This window comes from Pseudomonas sp. 01L34 (genome assembly GCF_056400265.1).
On record NZ_JBFTSX010000004.1, the window covers coordinates 239935 to 258378 of the forward strand.

The following is an 18444-nucleotide window of genomic DNA, read 5'->3' on the forward strand; positions in this document are numbered from 1 at the left end:
CGATTTGAAACAGCGACTCCCCACTCAATACCAACCCCACAAGAATTACGCTTTATCCGACATCTCACTGCACCGGCAAAAAATTCAGGAACAGCAGACTCTGGGCGTAGTTCAGGCCGATCCGCCGGTACCGCTCATCGAGCATCTGGGTCAGCAGGTCCAGTCGCGCGACGATTTTGCCGAACTCCACGGCAAAACTCAGGTTGCTGCCCTCCTCCGAAATTTCGTTGGAGAACAGCAAAGGCTCGCCTTGCCTGTTTTGCCGTTGGCTCAAGATCCAGGTGGCTTTTTCGATGTTGCGCGCGGCATTGCTGACGAAGGTCGGGTTGAGCGCATCCGTCATGTAGAACTCCAGCCGATTGCCATGGGCCGTCACCAGCATGCTGCCAATCGCATAGATGAACGCGCCGACCCGGTCACCGAGGAATTCCGGGCTCATGGCGAAGCTCAGCGCCGCGAGGTCTTTTTTGCCGCCGAGGGTGGGCAGCGGCTCTTGCTGTTCGATGGCCATGCGCACCTGTTTTTCTGCGGTGCCGACATCGAGGAAGCCGGATTTTTTCAGCTCCTGCGGGTTGCGCAGGTAGAGCTTGTTCATCAGCAGGTAGAGGCTTTCGAGGTTGTCGCGCATCGTCAGGGTCGCCATGCGGTCGACGCTGGTCTGGAGGAGCTCCTGGGGTTTGCCATCGCGAAACTGGCTGATGACATCGTTGCCCGGCTGATGGCTGCAACCACTGGCGAGGAGCATCGACAGGCTAATCAGCAGCAAGCAATGACGGCGAATGTGCAGAGTAAAACGGGGTAAAACTCGAGCCATGGGTTCTTGAACTTGGGCATGGGCCGGCAGTGGGGATCGCCGCAGGCTGGCCAAGGATAGAACCGTGAAAGCTGAAAAAGTGCAGTGCCGGTGGTCCGTAAGCTCTGGTCACCATGAAAGCGATCCCTTATTAGTCATACTTTTAATTGCAATGCTCGAGACATAAGCTATAAATCCTTCCTTGATCGCGCTGAAACACGATCATTAGTATGACTACTTCTTAAAAACAACAAAAAGGAAGGTCAACCATGCTTCAATCCCGACACCTGCTCTCCGGCCTCGGACTGTCCCTGATGATCGCCACCCTCTCCGCTCACGCCACTGGCTTGTCCAGCGAACAAAAAGCCTTCGGCAAAACCAATGACGGCACGCCCGTCGAGCAATACATTTTGCGCAACAGCCATGGCCTGCAGGCCACGGTCATTACTTACGGCGGAATTCTCCAGTCGCTGAAAGTGCCGGATAAAAACGGCAAGCTCGAAGATGTGGTGCTCGGTTTCGACGACGTGCAGGGTTATCAAAGTGGCACGGCGTTTTTCGGCGCGACCATTGGCCGCTTCGGCAATCGCCTGGCCAACGGCGCCTTCGAGCTGGATGGCAAGCGCTTTCAAGTGCCGCTCAACGACGGCAGCAATTCGCTGCACGGCGGGGCTCAAGGTTTCGACAAGCGGGTGTGGAAAGCCGAACCGAGCAAGGGCAAGGATTCGGTGGGAGTGACGCTGACGTACCTGTCGTCGGATGGCGAAATGGGTTTCCCCGGCAACCTGAAAACCGAGGTCACCTACAGCCTCACCGAGAACAATGAGCTGCGCATCGACTACAAGGCCAGCACCGATAAGCCCACGGTGCTGAACCTGACCAACCACAGCTATTTCAACCTGGCCGGCGCGGGTAACGGCGATGTGTTGAAGCAGTTGGCGACCTTGCACGCCGCCCGTTACACGCCAGTCACCGGCAAACTGATCCCCACCGGTGAACTGGCCCCGGTCGCCGGCACGCCCATGGACTTCACTCAACCGACCGCCATCGGTCAACACATCAAGGCCGATCACCCACAGTTGAAATTCGCCGAACCGAAACAAGGCGGTTTTGACTTCAACTGGGTGCTGGACGCCAAGGGTGACCTGGGCAAACTCGCCGCCGATGTCAGCGATCCGCAATCCGGCCGTCGCTTGCAGCTCTACACCACCGAACCTGGCGTACAGTTCTACACCAGCAACTTCCTCGACGGCTCGGTCAAGGGCAAGGCCGGCAAGATTTACCCGCATTGGGGTGCCTTTACTCTGGAAACCCAGCATTATCCGGACTCGCCGAACCAGCCGAGCTTCCCGTCCACGCGGCTGGATCCGGGCAAGACCTATGCCCAGACCACCGTGTTCAGGTTCTCCGCCCGGTAGATCAAAAGATCGCAGCTTTCGGCAGCTCCAGGGGGCTGGATACACCCGTGATATCGCGGGTGTGCCCCGCCCTCGCAGGAGCTGTCGCAGGCTGCGATCTTTCATGATGACGACGGAACCACCCTGCTATTTTGCTGCCAACTGTAGTATCGATCGGACTTCGACAAGGAGGATTCATGCGGACTCTTGAGCTGGCCGGCCGCCCTGTGCCGGTCATCGGCCAAGGCACCTGGCACATGGGAGAGGAACGCTCCCGACACACCAGGGAAGTTGCAGCGCTGCGCCTGGGTATCGAGTTGGGCATGACCCTGATCGACACCGCTGAGATGTACGCTGAAGGGGGCGCCGAAGAAGTGGTGGGTGAAGCCATCACAAGCCTGCGCGACCAGGTTTTCCTGGTGAGTAAGGTCTACCCTCACAACGCCAGCCGCAGAGGCATCCCCCAGGCTTGTGAACGCAGCCTGCGGCGGTTGAATACCGATTACATCGATCTTTATCTGTTGCACTGGCGCGGCGAGTATCCCCTTGAGGAAACCGTCGAGGCCTTCGAACGCCTGCGCGAAGACGGCAAGATTGGCCGTTGGGGCGTGTCCAATTTCGACCTGGATGATCTGGAAGAGCTGGCCTCACCGGCCTGCGCCACCAATCAGGTGCTGTATAACCTGGAAGAGCGCGGCATCGAATTCGATCTGCTGCCCTGGAGCCAACGGCAAAAGATGCCGGTGATGGCCTACTGTCCGATCGGCCAGGGCGGACACATGCTGGCCAATCCAATGCTCAAACAAGTTGCCGCCCGTCACGAGGCGACACCTGCGCAGGTAGCGCTGGCATGGATTCTGCGTCAGAACGGAGTGATCGCCATCCCCAAAGCGGTCCACCCCGAGCATGTGCGGCTCAACGCACAAGCGGCGCAATTGCGTCTGGAGGCTGGGGATCTGGAGGCGCTGGACCAAGGGTTTCGCGCGCCACAACGCAAGCAGCGGTTGGCCATGGTCTGAGCCATCGCGGATCTATCAGAGGGCATCGGCATGAGAAGTACCGATCAGCTCGACTCTTTCAATTTGCCACGCTTCGTCCAGGCGCAGGATCCTGTGTTCGAGTGGGTTCAGGATGAACTGCGCGCCGGCCAAAAGCGCCGACACTGGATGTGGTTCATCTTTCCGCAGTTTGCCGGATTGGGTGACAGCGAAATGTCCCGCTACTTTGCCATTCGCTCCAGTGAAGAGGCCGCGGCGTACCTCGAGCATCCGTTGCTGGGGCCGCGCTTGCGCACCTGCACGCAATTGGTGCTGGATGCTCCTCAACGTTCGATCACCAAGATTTTCGGGCACCCCGACAACCTCAAGTTTCATTCATCGATGACACTGTTCGCCCAGGTTTCGCCAAAAGGCAGCCTGTTCCATCAGGCGCTGGATCAGTACTTTCACGGCATACCGGATGACTGGACGCTGTCGCTGCTGGACTCAAAACAGGCCCAGCTGCCCCCCAATCAGCGTTGAGAAATCGTCATCCACGAACGGCAGGATAGCGTCCGCCACCGGTTGCAGCTGCCGGGTGATGTAATGGTCGTAGTCGATCGGCGTGCTGCGCACTTCCAGCGGCTCGGGGCCAGCAACCGTGATCACGTAACGGATCCAGCCGCCGTTGTGATACTGCCGCGGCCGCCCCTGTTGGTCGTTGTAGTCATCGGCGATCCGCGCGGCCCGCACATGGGGCGGCACATTGCGCTGATAGTCATCGAGGGGCCGACGCAGGCGTTTGCGGTAGATCAGGCGCTCATCGAACTCACCGGCCAACGTCTTGCGCACATAGTCACGCACGTAATCCTGATAGGGCTTGCGGTTGAAGATGCGCAGGTACAACTCCTGTTGGAATTGCCGGGCCAGCGGCGACCAGTCGGTGCGCACGGTTTCCAGGCCTTTGTAGACCATCTCGTCGGAGCCATCGGCACGGGTAACCAATCCGGCATAGCGCTTCTTGCTGCCCTCCTCGGCACCGCGAATGGTCGGCATCAGAAAGCGTTTGTAGTGGGTTTCGAACTGCAACTCCAGGGCACTTTCCAACCCGTACTCCTGCTTCACATGCTCGCGCCACCATTGGTTGACGTGGTCCACCAGCGCGTGACCGATCTGCGCGGCTTCGGCCTGACCATGGGGGCGACGCAGCCAGACGAAAGTCGAGTCGGTATCGCCGTAGATCACCGCGTGGCCCTGAGCTTCGATGAGTTGGCGGGTACGCAGCATGATCTCGTGCCCGCGCAAGGTGATGGACGAAGCCAACCGGGTATCGAAGAAGCGACAACCGCTGGAACCCAGTACACCGTAAAACGCATTCATGATGATTTTCAGCGCCTGGGACAGCGGCGCGTTGTGTTCGCGCTTGGCGGTTTCGCGGCCTTCGGCGACTCGGGCGACAATGGCCGGCAGGCAATGCCGGGTCCGTGAGAAACGTGCGCCGCGAAAGCCTGGCACCGACTCGCTGTCGTCAGGATGCTTGAGCCCCTCGATCAAGCCCACCGGGTCGATCAGGAAGGTGCGGATGATCGACGGATAGAGGCTTTTGTAGTCGAGCACCAGCACCGACTCGTATAACCCCGGCTGCGAGTCCATGACAAAACCGCCGGGGCTGGCCTGCGGTGGTTTATTGCCAAGGTTCGGTGCGACGAAACCCTGGCGGTGCATCAACGGCATGTACAAATGGGTGAACGCCGCTACCGAGCCGCCGCTGCGGTCCGCCGGCAATCCGGTGACGCTGGCGCGCTCCAGCAGGAAAGTCAGCAACTCGGTCTTGGCGAAGATTCGCGTCACCAGTTCGCAGTCCTTGAGGTTGTACTTGGCCAGGGCCGGTTTGTCCTCGGTGAACATGCGATTGATTTCATCCATGCGCTGGTACGGGTTGTCGATCGACTTGCCCTCGCCCAACAGGGTTTGCGCGACGTTTTCAAGGCTGAACGAGGGGAAGCTCCAGGTGGCCGAGCGCAACGACTCGATGCCGTCGATGATCAACCGGCCGGCAGCCGAGGCGAAAAAATGATTGCCGCTGCCGTGCTCGCGCCACTGCATTTCTTCGCCGCCACGCCCCAGCTTCAGCGGCACCGCCAGGCGGCGGGCATGTTCGTGCAGGACGCGCAGGTCGAACTGCACGACGTTCCAGCCGATGATGGCATCGGGGTCATGCCGGGCGAACCACTCATTGAGTTTTTTCAGCAGCAGGGTTCGCGAATCGCAGTATTCGAGCTGGAAATCCACCCCACTGTCATCACCATTGGGCGACCCGAGCATATACACCTGACGCTCGCCGCAGCCTTCCAGGGCGATGGAGTACAACTCGCCCTGGGCGGTGGTTTCGATGTCCAGCGAGACCAGCCGCAGGTTCGGCCGATAGCCGGGGGCGGGTTTCATTTGCGCGTCGAACAGCAGGCCGTCGGCGCCAGCCGTGCCACCGAACAAAACCGGCGCGGTGATGAACCGCTCCATCATGTAGCGTTCCGGCGGGCGGATGTCGGCTTCAAACACCTCGACGCCTGATTTGCGCAGTGCGGTTTCCAGGCGCATCAGCTGGCCGTGCTGCTGGCAATACAGGCCCAGCACCGGGCGGTGCTCGAAGTCCAGTAGCGCCAACGGCCGCAGTTCAACGTTCTTTTCGCCGCGCAACACCGCTTCGGCTTGCTCGCGCATGGCCTGTGGAATGAACGCGACCGACGGTTGATGCGGCAGGCGGATGCGCCGGGGACCGGCATCGGTCGCCAGCCAGAACTCGACTTCGGTGCCGGCCGGGGTATCGCGCCAATGCCGGGTCAGGACGAAGCCCTGCTGTAAATCCACCACTGCGACCTCAACGATTTGATTCAAGGGGTGATTCTACGCGTCATTGGGCAACCGTGTGGATGCGTTGGGATAGGTGCGTCCCTTGTCACCTGTCATATCTGACAGGTTACACACCCCTCGTACGTTGATAGCATCGAGCCTTGGAGAAAATCCTTGCCGTGACCGATGCTACGCATTGAAGGAGATAGAGAGATGGATCTCACCGTGCATCGGAACACCTCTTCGATTACTGCCAATGATGGCCGCGGCCTGGCGGTTCGCCATGTGGCCTACCTGCGCAATAGCGCTCGCGAGCCTCTGGAAGCGCTCATCACCCGACAGCGTCATGACGTCACCGGCAGACCGGTGGAACACTGGGATCCGCGTCTGTATGGCTCCAGGCCCAACCTGACGACGGTCCATGGGCTGACCGGCCAACCGCTGAAGGTCGACAGCGTCGATTCCGGCTGGCGTCTGAGCTTGCTCGGTGTGGCCGGTGAAGTCCTCTGCCGCTGGGATGAGCGCGGCAATCAATGGCGAAATACCTACGATGATCAACTGCGCATGTTGGCGGTTGACGCCAATGCGCAACCGAACGTCGAAGTCTTGACCTATGGGCGGGGCGATGCGGATCCCGGGAAAAACTTGCGGGGTCAGCTGATCAAGAAAGTCGATCCTTCGGGTTCGATTGCATTCGATTCCTTTAGTTTGCATTACCTGCCTTTAGAAGAAACCCGCACGTTATTCGATGGCTGCGTCTACACCACACGATGGCGCTACGGTGCAGACGGCAAGGCGCTGAGCCAGACAGATGCCGGCAACCATCAGCAGCATTCACGCTACGACGTTGCCGGGCAACTCAAGCAAGTGACACTGCAAATCAATGCCAGCGACTCCGCTCAGGACATCCTCAAAAACGCGCAGTACAACGCCGCCGGCCAGGTCATCGAGCAACGACTTGGCAACGGCATGACCAGAACCTGGATCTACGACCAGGCGGATGGTCGGCTGACACGCATGAAGGCTGGAGTGCCTGGCCAGAACCTGCGGCAAGATCTGGAATATGACTATGACAAGGTCGGTAACGTACTGAGCATAAAGGATCACACCTTCAATCCGGTGTTCTTGGCCAACCAGTACATTGATGGAGCCCGCGAATTCATATATGACCCCCTGTACCGGTTGGTCAGCGCCACCGGTCATGATAGCCCCCCGCCGTCCAGCATGCCGGGGAGGCCGCTGCCCAACGCCCCCAACAACTTCCTGAAGTACACACAAACCTTCGAGTACGATACAGGCAACAACCTGATCAAGATTACTCATAGCCGCGCGGTACGCGGTTACACCCATCGGATGTGCATTGATCCGTCCAGCAACCGTGGCGTGCGCTGGAAAGAAGGGGATCCTGAACCCGATTTTTCAAAGCTGTTTGACCGCCATGGCAATCTCCAGGCCTTGCAACCGGGCCAGGCGTTGCAATGGAACAGCCATGATGAGCTGGCCTCCATCACGCTGATCGAGCGCGAAAATGGCCTCCACGATACGGAAACCTTTCGCTACAGCAATGGCGTACGTGTCTATAAACGCCACGAAACCCATACATCATCGACCAGCCATTTCCACGAAGTACGCTACCTTCCCGGATTGGAAATACGCTGCCGCGACACGGGTGAAGAGCTGCACGTCATCACCTTGCCGAACGTAATAGGCAACGTACGCTGCCTGCATTGGCTCCAGGGTAAACCGGAAGACATTGATGCCAATCAGGTGCGCTACTGCCTCGACGACAGCCTGGGTTCCAGCCTCATCGAGCTCGATCAAGCGGGCCGCCTGATCAGTCACGAGGACTATTATCCCTTCGGCGGCACGGCCTCGCTGAGAGCGGATTCGGTGCGGGAAGTCAGTTATAAAACCATCCGCTATTCGGGCAAGGAGCGGGATGACAGCGGACTTTACTACTACGGACGGCGTTATTTCGCGTCGTGGTTGCAACGCTGGATCAGTGCCGACCCGGCGGGAACAGTGGACGGGTTGAATCTGTATGAGATGGTGGGTAGTAACCCGATGAGTTTTGTCGATAGGCTTGGGCTTACCAAAGGAGCCGCGCTTAACCAGAGGGTAAGTGCCCGAACCACCGCCATGCTTGAGGTGCCGCGCACTCATCCGGTGCCTAAAGTGAAAGGCTCCGCGACAAAACAACTGGCTGCAAACGAAGAACACTTTAAGACACATCCAGATGCGCGGTTCTCAAAAACGTTTAGATCCGAGGTCGCTGTCGCACATGCGGGAGTAGCGATTGAAGGCTCAACACCTGACGATGCCATTTACATCACCGACTTTTTCAATATCCCTTTGGAAAGAAATGTAACGCTCACTAACGCCAAACATGGCGTAGAGATGCACAGACAGGCGGATGATAGCCTCGGTAGAGACAATCCGGTCACAGGTGGCATCCTGAGATTCACCGACCCTGATCGATATACGGAATATTTGAGCAACCGGTATATCGAGCGAATCAAAGATCCTGCGCTTCCTGTAAAAATCTACCGAGGGACGACATCTGAAACGATTGACCTGGCCGGCATAGAGTATGAACAAACGCCACTTCACCCGCTGATAAAGAACCGTATTCAAGGTCATATAGCGGCAAGCGAAGGTGACCTGCCCCAATCCAGTGGACTCCCTGCCGCCCACGCAGAAGTTCAAGCGGCCAATCTGGCGCTTTATATCCAGAAAGCGCAGACCGGGACAACCGACCCGGCGCTCATTCAAGTGGTGACGCAAAAACTACAAGGGGCGATAGCAGCGCAGGCCTTTCCCGCTTGTTTCAACTGCACCCATATCTTGCTTGAGTCCTACGACAATACATCAGCCTTTGATGTCTTGACGGGGAGAACGGCGACGACTCGGTCCCAGTGGAACAGCGCGATAGTGGAATACCGGTAGGGCAATATCCTTCTGGAGCCAAACACGCTAACGGCCCCAAAAAAACCGGTCTGTGCGCAACGACAGACCGGTCGCGTGATGCGATACGGTACCGTGCAGGCTATGCGGCCTTTTTCCACGCCTGCGCTGTCAGCGTCCTCAATAATCCCTTACGCCCCTCGGCCAACTCAAGAAGTTCGCGCTCATATACCTGCTGTGAGACGGTGCCCGCCAAATGCCGATTGAGCAGCTCCTCTGAGCGAGCATTAAACGCCGTCGAATTCTGTGCGAATGCTTGCGCATGGCGACTCTTCAGGTACTTGCACCAAAACCGCTGCTCAATCATCCGGTTCACCAGCCCCTCACCCGCCTCAAGCGTCAAAACCGATTCATACGCCTGATCTATCTGCGCATCACTGACCTCGGCCATCTCCCGGAACAACATGCCCCGCGATTGCCATGGCAGATCAAGCCGATCCGCCAGACCGGTCTGAAACGCCAGATAAACTTCCACTTCGTCGATGGTACCGGTGATGTCCCCGTCTTCATCGACCGCCATAAAGCTTTCACCGGCCTGCAATCGGCTCTGGACAGTGGCGCGCGCGATTTCATTGACCTGATCCAGACGGGACTTGCCCTTCGCCAACCTGATCAGGCTGGTTTCGATCTGCTCAGGGCTGCCGGCCAGATACGCTTCGTGAACCAGTACTTTGAACCCCATTTCATTGAAAATCTGCGCACCGGCGTCGGCGCATGAATCAGGGTTGCTCGCCATGCGAAACAGTTCTTCGCGCAGCGGGGTATCCCGGGCAGCGGCATCGAGCAGGCGCCACACTCGTTGTGTCAGCTCGGGGCGACTGGCTTCTTCGACGTAATCGGCTGAGTCGGCGAGTTGCTCCAGCACCTCGAAAAACCCCTGGGCATTCGGCTCCCCTTCAAGCTCATCCCACAACGTTTGCCTGCTTTGTCGTTCTGCGCCAGACAAACCTTCCAGCCAGTACACACTGGTTTCCTCGCCTTTGGGCGGGTAACTGCGTGCCGGGTCATACCCTACAGAACGCATATAGCTCTGAAATTGTTCACGACCTTGATCAGACAACCGGTCGCGGCTCAAGCGGGTGCGGGCAACAAGCCGTGCCTGCTCCGAACCGGGTGTCACTTGGGGGACCTGTTCGATCGGATTGCCCTGCAGATCCAGTTCAAAGGCGCGCGGTCGCGGCAGCGTGAGCAGGCCGGTGGGCCACTCCGTGATACCGGTATCGTGCAAATCCAACAGGTGGAGTTCAGCCATCCGGCTGACATCCGGCTGCTGCGACAGCGCCGGGTTGCCGGCCAGTCTCAGTGTTTGCAGACGAGTCAGACCAGCCAGATCCGCCACACTGTCAGCGGTCAGCGTCAGTTGGTTATTGGACAGGTTCAGATGCTCGAGCACCGGCAGACTTTCTTGCAAGCGAGGGGCGGCGACCAGCGCGTTATCACTCAAATCCAGCGCCCTCAAGTTGGAAAAATAACGAAGAAAACCGGTGATATCGGTACGCAGTTCGACATGGCGGAACTGTAGCGAACTGACATGCCGGAAATCAGCATTCAATGCTGGCAGATACTCCAGAAAATCACTCGTCCAGTGAAAATTCAGATCCAGGGCGTAGCCGTCCGGCCCCGAAGTTAGTGCAGCCTGCCAGCATTGCTTGATCGCCTTGGCAAAACGTCCCTTGTGGTAGCGTTGATCCATGGGCAGAAGCTCGCCTCTCTCGATCGCCACCCAGCTATCCAGGGCTTTGGTCAGTTCCTCGACCTCCAATTCCCGTTCGCCGATGCCCCGCAACGCCTGAGTCTGCGAGCCGGATGAGCGGACAAAATCGGCAAACGTATCCGCACTCGCCTGCGGGTACAGCACCTTGAACCGATCCTCCAGACTCAAGGTCCCCCCTGTACCGAGCAGAGGCTCATTGATCCGTGCATACCCCTGAACGGCTCCGCGCAAACGGGTTGCGGCCACGGTGTCCATTACATGTCGAATGGAGGGATCCGGGAGAATTTCGCGCAATGCCGCATGCGTCAGCGGTGCGTTCTGTAATGTCTGTCGCAACTGGATGCCCTGGCCGATTTCGCGGCCCAGTTTTCTGCGCGCGGCGTCAGGCAAGGCTTGTAACAGGGCGGTATAGAAATCGTCGGCGCCATGCAGCGTATTACCCTCTTCGTCATGGGACTGAAAGGTGTTTTCCATGGTTCGCACCAGCACTTTGCGAATGGACGCGTGTTCCGGCCCGATACTGTCGAGCAGCGGTCCCTCGAATGACTGGTTGCGAATTTCGATGCGTACCTCGGGCGACCAGCCCGGCAGGCGCTCGAGGCTGTGCAACGCCAGCCGACTGGTATCCAGATTCGCGTTCGAGGGCAAATACAGCCCCTCGTACGCCCGAACAATCCGCCATTCGCGCATCGCCGTGCGGACCTCCTGCCGCAGACGAAACGGCAAATGCTGTCGATCGCTCATCTGTCTTTGTTCCGCCTCGGTGATACCGACCAGCAGCTCATCCATGATGGCACCCGGCAATTGAGGAAACTCACTACGCAACCATCCAACGTGCGCCGCAACGTCGGGGCCGACAGGAGCTTCATCAAGGCTGAAACGAGCATCCACCAACGTCGTTTCTTGCTCACTGGCCGCCGTGGCGATGAGCGCACGCAGTCTGGCCGCCCGCACATCCAGGGCGATGATTCCATTGCCAAACGCTTCATCCAGCAGCGTCTTGACCTCCTGTTCCTGCAGTTGGGAGAGCATCGTTGCGGCCAGATCGTGGTAACCGGTCTGCCCGGATCTGACCTTGATGATCGATTCGCCCAGGTCTGGCGAAGATTGCCAGAGCACCTTGTCTTGCGCATCGAGCCACTGCACGGGGCGGTTCTTGGGCCATTTGCGATGACCCGTCAGCAGTTTCAGTTGAGTCTGCACATCGGCTTGACCATACACCTGCGGGTCACGGCTACTTATTCGCTCGATGAAAGTTTTAACCTCCTGGTCAGCGGTAAAACGCTTGATGGTTGCCACCAGCAACGCCGGCGGCCGCTCATGCTCGACATGTAGTTTGCGCAATACCGCGTCGTCAACACCGCTGACGATCCGGATCTGCTCCAGGGTTTGATCGGAAAACGAATCGACGCGATGTCCCAGGCGTCGCATCAGGGTGACGCCCTGCCAGGTCTGAGGGCGCTCAGCCTCATGCGCCCACGCACCAACGCCATTGTGTACAAGACGGGGGGCATAGGCGTCGCCCCGACGGGGATGCTGGATGCGGTACTGATCCGATCCAGGATCAGGCTCAATCACAAACTGCGTGCCATCGAGCGGCAGCACCTCCTGTCCGGAATGTCGATAAATGCCCTTTTCATCCAGCCGGACAGACTCATCAAGGGTAATCGACTGTGCGTAGCGCTGCAGATCCGCGTCCCATAACCGCGACCTGCCATCGCTCTTTTCTACGACCCTCATGCCCTCGATAAAGGGCGACGACTTGAGCGGCAACAGGGTGCCCACTACTTTGCCTCCTGCCGCGAATGCACCCAACTGGATCAGACTTTCAGCCACACCGATCAAATGCCCGGCAGCTTCGCTTCTCTGTCCCTCTGACCACTCGACAATCCCTTCGAACGTTTCATCAAGCAGTTGATAGGCGGTATAGGCCAGCATCAGCTCGCCAAGTAACGGTACAAAGAGCGTCGCCACAAAAGTGGCCGCTTCAAGAACGACCGCGGCGACCTTTTGAAAACTATCCCAACGCGCCCAACGAGTTTTTTCATCTTCATCGCCAGTGGGAACCGCCATCGCCCGAGCGTCATTGAGGATCTTGTTCAGTTTCTGGTGAAAGTCACGGGGCCAGAAGTCACCGCTGTTTCGCAGATAGGTCATCCGCAAATCAGGATTGATATTCGGCTCCTCACGCCACGCCGGCTTTTGTTCAAACGGCAAGGATGCATGCCATTGAATGCTTGAAAGCCGGTTATTGAGCTGGAAAAAGAAGGTGCCTCGCTGTTGATGAGGGACAAACCGGCTGAAAAAGCGCTGATACTCAGGCGAGCGTAATTGTGAGATCAGTTCTCTATGGAAGCTGGCCAGGGAGGGGTATTGTTTGACCGGATGTTCCGGATCATGGGGGACATAGGCGATGACTTGTTCAATCTGACGGCTGCTATCGAGGTCCGCCGCAATCAGAACAATGCCTGTCAGGGCCGTATCCATCATCCTCAACTCGTAACAGTGCATGGGTTGGCCCTGCAAAGTCAGTGCTTGATGCCCCGCAACCAGATTCAACAGCATCCGGTGAGTATCGTGATCGATGTCTTGTTTCATGAGCGCCAGAACACTGGCCGCACGCAACGCATCCTGTTGGCTGGCCTGTACTTTATGTTGTAACACCGCCCTTGCCACCGGGTTGGTGAACCCCATGAATGCCTTCAGGTAAGCTTGGTATCGAGCCCCGATATCCAGTTCACGACACAGCGCTGCAAAGGCCTCGACAGACAGTTTATGTTTGATCGGCACGACGTCGAATTGCCCGGAAGCGGAAGGCTTCGTAATGAAGTCGCTCGCCCTGTCGAAATAACCCGCTCGGGTTTCTTTAACTTCGAAGTTATGCAGCGAGGCCTCAAGCAGTGACAGCGTCCGCACATCAAACCCGACGACAATGCCCTTGGGGCAGTAAAGCCGCAGGTAGGTCGCTTTGACATCCAGGGTAATGCCGTATTTATCTTTCAGCGCAGTGATTAAAAGCTGTTCTGCGAACGTTTCGACTTCCTGAATTTTGTTCAGGGTTTTATCAGTTTCGTTTTGTGATACCCAACTGTCCTCAAACGCCCTTTTCATCTCACCACGTAATTGCGCCGACGCCATGTCATACCAGGGCATGGCAGGTCCAACATTCTGTTTTAAAGCGGTGCGATTTTCTGTACGGGCGCTCAATAGCCAGTCTGGAATAGACTTGGCAATAAAAGGTATGTGCGGACTCTGAGTCATAGACTCAGGAAGTGAACGCTGCGTAGATTCAGCAGCCGTTAGAGCATCAAACATAATGACGAGTCATCCATGACTTATTAGAGGTATGAGCCTACCCGAATTTCTTTATTCGATTTTCCTCCCTCTATTTCAAGGTATTAACCAAAAAACCCATAATCCCCGTTACCCGGCCTCCCCGGTCGACACGCGACAAAACTGAACGCCCTCCGGGCCTGAGCCTATCCTGCTAATCGACACATTCTCTCGATGAATCGGGGGGGGTTATGAAAAAAAAGCCTGAATGACGCTATTTGCGTGTTATCTGCCGCTTTCTCCCTTGCTCTGTGAGCGTGTCTCTACGATTCTTCAAGAACAACGACAACACCCGAGAAGCCGTCATGAAAACCGTCGCCCAGTTGCTCAAGTTAAAGGCCCAACAGAATCAGGCAGTCCACACCATTGCGCCTCATCAAATGGTGCTGGAAGCGCTGATGGTGATGGCCGCCAAAAACGTCGGCGCGTTACCGGTCCTCAAAGACGGAAAGGTCGTCGGCATCATCAGTGAGCGGGACTATGCGCGCAAACTGGTGCTCAAGGGGCGCTCCTCCGTCGGCACACCGGTCAGCGACATCATGGTGTCGCCGGTGATCACCGTGGACACCCATCAAACCGTCGAAACCTGCATGGGCATCATGTCCGACAAACGCCTGCGGCATTTGCCGGTGGTGGAGGACGGTGAGCTGATGGGCTTGCTGTCGATCGGCGACCTGGTCAAGGAAGCCATTGCCGAACAGGCTGAACTGATTCGGCAGCTGGAGCAGTACATTCGCGGCGAGTGATTGCACACTGTGCGAGGGGGCTTTTGTGGCGAGGGGGCTTGCCCCCGTTCGGCTGCGAAGCAGTCGCAAAGCTTTTGGGGCCGCTTCGCGACCCAACGGGGGCAAGCCCCCTCGCCACAAAAGCTCCCTCGCCACAGATAAGCCCGCCCCTCCCCCACAACATGTGTTTGGCGGTGTTCCTATGGCCAATGCCGAGAGAAGACCGGCGCCAATGCAGGGTGGCGGTCGAAGCGTTCGAGCCAGGCGAAGAACCCCGGCCGCGCAATGCGCAAGTGTTCCCGGGTGCCCGCCCACCGCGTTACCACCGCTGCCAGAATATCCAGCGCGCCCGGTTTTCCATCGTCCAGGTACAACTTGCCGGCGAACTGATCGGCAAACACCTCCCAATGCCAATGCAGGCGTTGGCGGGCACCGGCCATGAGGTTTTGCCGGGACGACTCGTCCGCCTCGGCCAGCCAGCGTTCGGGGTAATCGATGATGCCGATGGCGGTGTAACAATTGCTGACGATATACACCAGGCCATGAATCACCTGATCGCGCTTGATCGGATTTTCCGGCAACAGATTCGACTCCGGAAACGTAAGGCCCAGGTGAATCAGGATGGCCGCACTCTCGGTAAGAACGCCGCCATCAGGCAGTTGCAGAGTGGGAACCTGCTTCAGCGGGTTGAGCTTCTCCAGCGCATGCAGCGCCTGCGGGGACGATGAAACGTCGATGAAGCGATAAGGAACCTCGCACAGTTCCAGCGCGGCTTCGATGGCGGCCGCCCCCGAATTCTGATGCCCATAGAGCTGGTACATGACTAAATCTCCTCTGCGACTCTCTCTTTGTAGCAGATGCCAAAGACTGCGCACGAACCATGTGGGAGCGAACTTGCCCGGTTACCCTCCCGCGCGCTTCATACAGCGCTGATAGCGCTCGTCGACCCGCTTGGCAAACCACGCCGTGGTGAGTTTTCGGGTGATTTTCGGGCTTTGCAGCACGATCCCCGGCAACACCGCCCGGGGTAATGGCCGGCCTTCGGCCTGTTCGGCCAAAGCGAAGACGCGTTGATAGAGCGTGGTGTCCTCGAACTGAAGATTTTTGCCCTCCTCCAGTTGATCCCGAATGGTCGGGTTGCGCATGTCCAATTGCTTGCCAAGGGTGCGCACCGCCAGTTCCGTGGTGCCGGGCATGATCGAGTCGTAGCGCACCAGGTCGCCATCCAGCGCCAGCGGGATACCCGTCGCACGACTGACCGCGTTCTGAAACGCCGCATTGCGGCTGGCGTACCAACCGGCGTTGAAATCGGCGAAGCGATACAGCGGCTGCTGATAGCTCACCGGATAGCCGAGCAAGTGGGCGATACCGAAATACAGGCCACCGCGACGGGTGAACACTTCGTGACGAATCGAGCCGTTCACCGGGTAGGGATAATCCCGCACATGCTGCTCGGCAAAGTCGATGCTGACCTGCATCGGCCCGCCGGTGTGCACCGGGTTGAAGCCGCCGAACAAGGTCCGGCCCATGGGCACCATGCCGATGAAGTCATCGAAAATCTCGCTGAGCTCTTTCTCGCTGCGCACGGCATTCAGCCGGTCGCTGTAGCTTTTGCCGTTGGGTGAACGCACCTGCAAGGCACCGCTGACCAGCAAGCTGGGGATGTGGGCCTTATCGGCGCGGCGGTCGATTTCATCCCGGGCGATCTTGCCCAGGCCTGGCACCAGCGGGTCAGCCTGAAACGTCGACTCTTGCTCAGCGACCGCGAGTACCGAACACAGGTTTTGCGTGGTCGGTGAAATCTTTTGCGCGGCAAATGCTGCGTAGATGTCCGTGGCCCAGCCCTGACGGTCGACCGTTTTGGCCGGCAGCAGGCTGACGATCTCGGCCTTGACCTCGGCAGGCTTGCGGGCCGGCGGTTCCTGAGGGCGCTGAGTGCCGCAACCGGCCAGTACCAACAGCGCGGCCACGCTCATGATCAATCGATTGGCTTGCATGGTGCTCCATCAAATCCGTTGAGCCGGGTTAACCATACGATCAATGGCATGGCGCAGGCTATGACTATCCCGCCCTCTCCCTGTTCCGTAGCCGCTGTCGAGCCTGCGAGCGCGTCCCGGTTGAACCATACTTGATCCACACACCGAGGAGGACAGGCTCATGAACCGTAGCGACGTGCTGATCATCGGCGCCGGCCCGACCGGGCTGGTCCTGGCGCTGTGGCTGAGCAAGCTGGGGATTGGGGTGCGGATTATCGACAAGACCTCGGCCCCCGGTACTACCTCACGCGCGTTGGCAGTACAGGCCCGAACGCTGGAGCTGTATCGCCAGCTCGACCTCAGCGACGCCGTGGTGCAGAACGGCCATAAAGTGTGCGCCGCGAATTTCTGGGTCAAGGGCGAACCGGTCGCACACCTGCCGCTGAGCGCCATCGGCGAGGGGTTGACGCCCTATGCGTTCCTGGAAATCTATCCGCAAGACGAGCATGAACAACTGCTGATCGAACGCCTGGAGACCTTTGGCATTACGGTGGAGCGCAACACCGAATTGCACAGTTTCGAGGAAACTGGCGATGGCATCACCGCAACGCTGCGCTTGCCCGATGGCCAGCAGCAAACCTGCCAGGCCTGCTACCTCGCTGGCTGCGACGGCGCCCGCTCGATCGTGCGCAAATCCCTGGACACCGATTTTCCGGGGGGCACCTACCAACAGATTTTCTACGTGGCGGATGTGCAGGCCCGCGGCCCGACGTTCAACGGTGAATTGCATGTGGACCTCGACGAAGCCGACTTTCTCGCCATTTTTCCTTTGTCCAGCGAAGGTCGCGCCCGACTGATCGGCACGGTTCGCGACGAACGCGCCGAGCGCGCCGAAACCCTCCAGTTTGCAGACGTCAGCAGGCGGGCCATCGAGAATTTAAAGGTGCAGATCGATCAGGTGAACTGGTTCTCGACCTACCGCGTGCATCACCGGGTAGCGGATCACTTTCGTACCGGACGCGCGTTTCTGTTGGGTGACGCCGCCCATGTCCACAGCCCGGCGGGTGGCCAGGGCATGAACACCGGGATTGGCGACGCGATCAATCTGGCCTGGAAGCTCGCGGCGGTGTTAAGTGGCAGCGCCACGGCCAAACTGCTCGACAGTTATGAAACCGAACGCATCGCCTTTGCCCAGCGTCTGGTGGCCACCACTGATCGGGTGTTCAATTTCGTCACGGCCGATGGGCCAATTGCCGACGTGATGCGCATGCGCGTGGCGCCCTTTTTGATCCCGAAAATGATCTCGTTCGAGGCCGTCCGGGAGTTCATGTTTCGCACGGTGTCACAGACCACCCTCAACTATCGCGGCATGCCGTTGAGTGAGGGCGTTACCGGCCATATTCACGGCGGTGATCGCCTGCCCTGGGCCCACGACGATGAAGGGGACAACTTCGAATCGCTGAAATACCTGACCTGGCAGGTGCATGTGTATGGCGAAACCAGCGACGAGATGATCGCCTGGTGCAGCGCGCATCACCTGCCGTTGCAGGTGTTCGACTGGCGACCGGTATTTGAAACCGTGGGCCTGGCGCGCAACGGGTTTTACCTGCTGCGCCCCGATACCTATGTGGCGATCGCCGATTACAGCGCCGATCCGAAGGTGATCGAACGGTATTTCCGCGATCATGGGATACGGCCTTATATCACCTGAAGAT

The 18444-nt window shown here is 58.4% G+C and carries 11 protein-coding genes; 6 read left to right on the forward strand and 5 right to left on the reverse strand.

The window, feature by feature from the left end; all coding sequences use genetic code 11:
- Positions 1-64: 64 nt before the first annotated feature.
- Positions 65-814 carry a hypothetical protein gene (locus AC1DQM_RS13295; RefSeq protein ID WP_018925397.1) on the reverse strand — a complete coding sequence of 250 codons (750 nt, stop codon included), beginning with the start codon at positions 812-814 and terminating at the stop codon, positions 65-67.
- Positions 815-1062: 248 nt separating this feature from the next.
- Here AC1DQM_RS13295 and AC1DQM_RS13300 point away from each other — a divergent pair, with 248 nt between their 5' ends.
- The 3 genes from AC1DQM_RS13300 (at position 1063) to AC1DQM_RS13310 (ending at position 3710) form a co-directional block, all read left to right on the forward strand.
- Complete coding sequence (locus tag AC1DQM_RS13300; RefSeq protein WP_477746314.1) at positions 1063-2211, forward strand: aldose epimerase family protein; 1149 nt, start codon at positions 1063-1065, stop codon at positions 2209-2211.
- 176 nt (positions 2212-2387) lie between these two features.
- The gene (locus AC1DQM_RS13305; protein WP_477746315.1) at positions 2388-3209 is read left to right on the forward strand and encodes an aldo/keto reductase; all 822 of its coding nucleotides are present in this window, start codon (positions 2388-2390) and stop codon (positions 3207-3209) included.
- 30 nt (positions 3210-3239) lie between these two features.
- Positions 3240-3710, forward strand: coding sequence for a DUF1810 domain-containing protein (locus AC1DQM_RS13310; RefSeq protein WP_018925394.1), 471 nt, complete (start codon positions 3240-3242; stop codon positions 3708-3710).
- On the opposite strand, the gene AC1DQM_RS13315 is transcribed toward AC1DQM_RS13310, so the two are convergent.
- Positions 3675-6035, reverse strand: a complete 2361-nt coding sequence (locus AC1DQM_RS13315; RefSeq protein ID WP_477746459.1) for a DNA polymerase II — start codon at positions 6033-6035, stop codon at positions 3675-3677. The genes AC1DQM_RS13310 and AC1DQM_RS13315 overlap by 36 nt on opposite strands.
- Positions 6036-6230: 195 nt before the next feature.
- Here AC1DQM_RS13315 and AC1DQM_RS13320 point away from each other — a divergent pair, with 195 nt between their 5' ends.
- Positions 6231-8963, forward strand: coding sequence for an RHS repeat-associated core domain-containing protein (locus AC1DQM_RS13320; protein ID WP_477746316.1), 2733 nt, complete (start codon positions 6231-6233; stop codon positions 8961-8963).
- Between the two features lie 100 nt (positions 8964-9063).
- Here AC1DQM_RS13320 and AC1DQM_RS13325 read toward each other — a convergent pair whose 3' ends face one another.
- A complete protein-coding gene (locus AC1DQM_RS13325) occupies positions 9064-13848 on the reverse strand; it encodes an NEL-type E3 ubiquitin ligase domain-containing protein (RefSeq protein ID WP_477746317.1) in 4785 nt (1594 codons plus the stop codon).
- A 485-nt stretch (positions 13849-14333) separates the two neighbouring features.
- Between AC1DQM_RS13325 and AC1DQM_RS13330 the strand changes: the two genes are divergently transcribed.
- The gene (locus AC1DQM_RS13330) at positions 14334-14774 is read left to right on the forward strand and encodes a CBS domain-containing protein (RefSeq protein WP_007939416.1); all 441 of its coding nucleotides are present in this window, start codon (positions 14334-14336) and stop codon (positions 14772-14774) included.
- Between the two features lie 179 nt (positions 14775-14953).
- On the opposite strand, the gene AC1DQM_RS13335 is transcribed toward AC1DQM_RS13330, so the two are convergent.
- Both AC1DQM_RS13335 and AC1DQM_RS13340 read right to left on the reverse strand, forming a co-directional pair.
- Positions 14954-15574: a glutathione S-transferase N-terminal domain-containing protein gene (locus AC1DQM_RS13335; RefSeq protein ID WP_018925392.1), complete on the reverse strand. Its 621-nt coding sequence runs from the start codon at positions 15572-15574 to the stop codon at positions 14954-14956.
- 81 nt (positions 15575-15655) lie between these two features.
- Positions 15656-16750, reverse strand: a complete 1095-nt coding sequence (locus AC1DQM_RS13340) for a DUF1615 domain-containing protein (protein WP_477746318.1) — start codon at positions 16748-16750, stop codon at positions 15656-15658.
- 160 nt (positions 16751-16910) lie between these two features.
- Between AC1DQM_RS13340 and AC1DQM_RS13345 the strand changes: the two genes are divergently transcribed.
- The gene (locus AC1DQM_RS13345) at positions 16911-18440 is read left to right on the forward strand and encodes an FAD-dependent monooxygenase (protein ID WP_477746319.1); all 1530 of its coding nucleotides are present in this window, start codon (positions 16911-16913) and stop codon (positions 18438-18440) included.
- Positions 18441-18444: the final 4 nt, after the last annotated feature.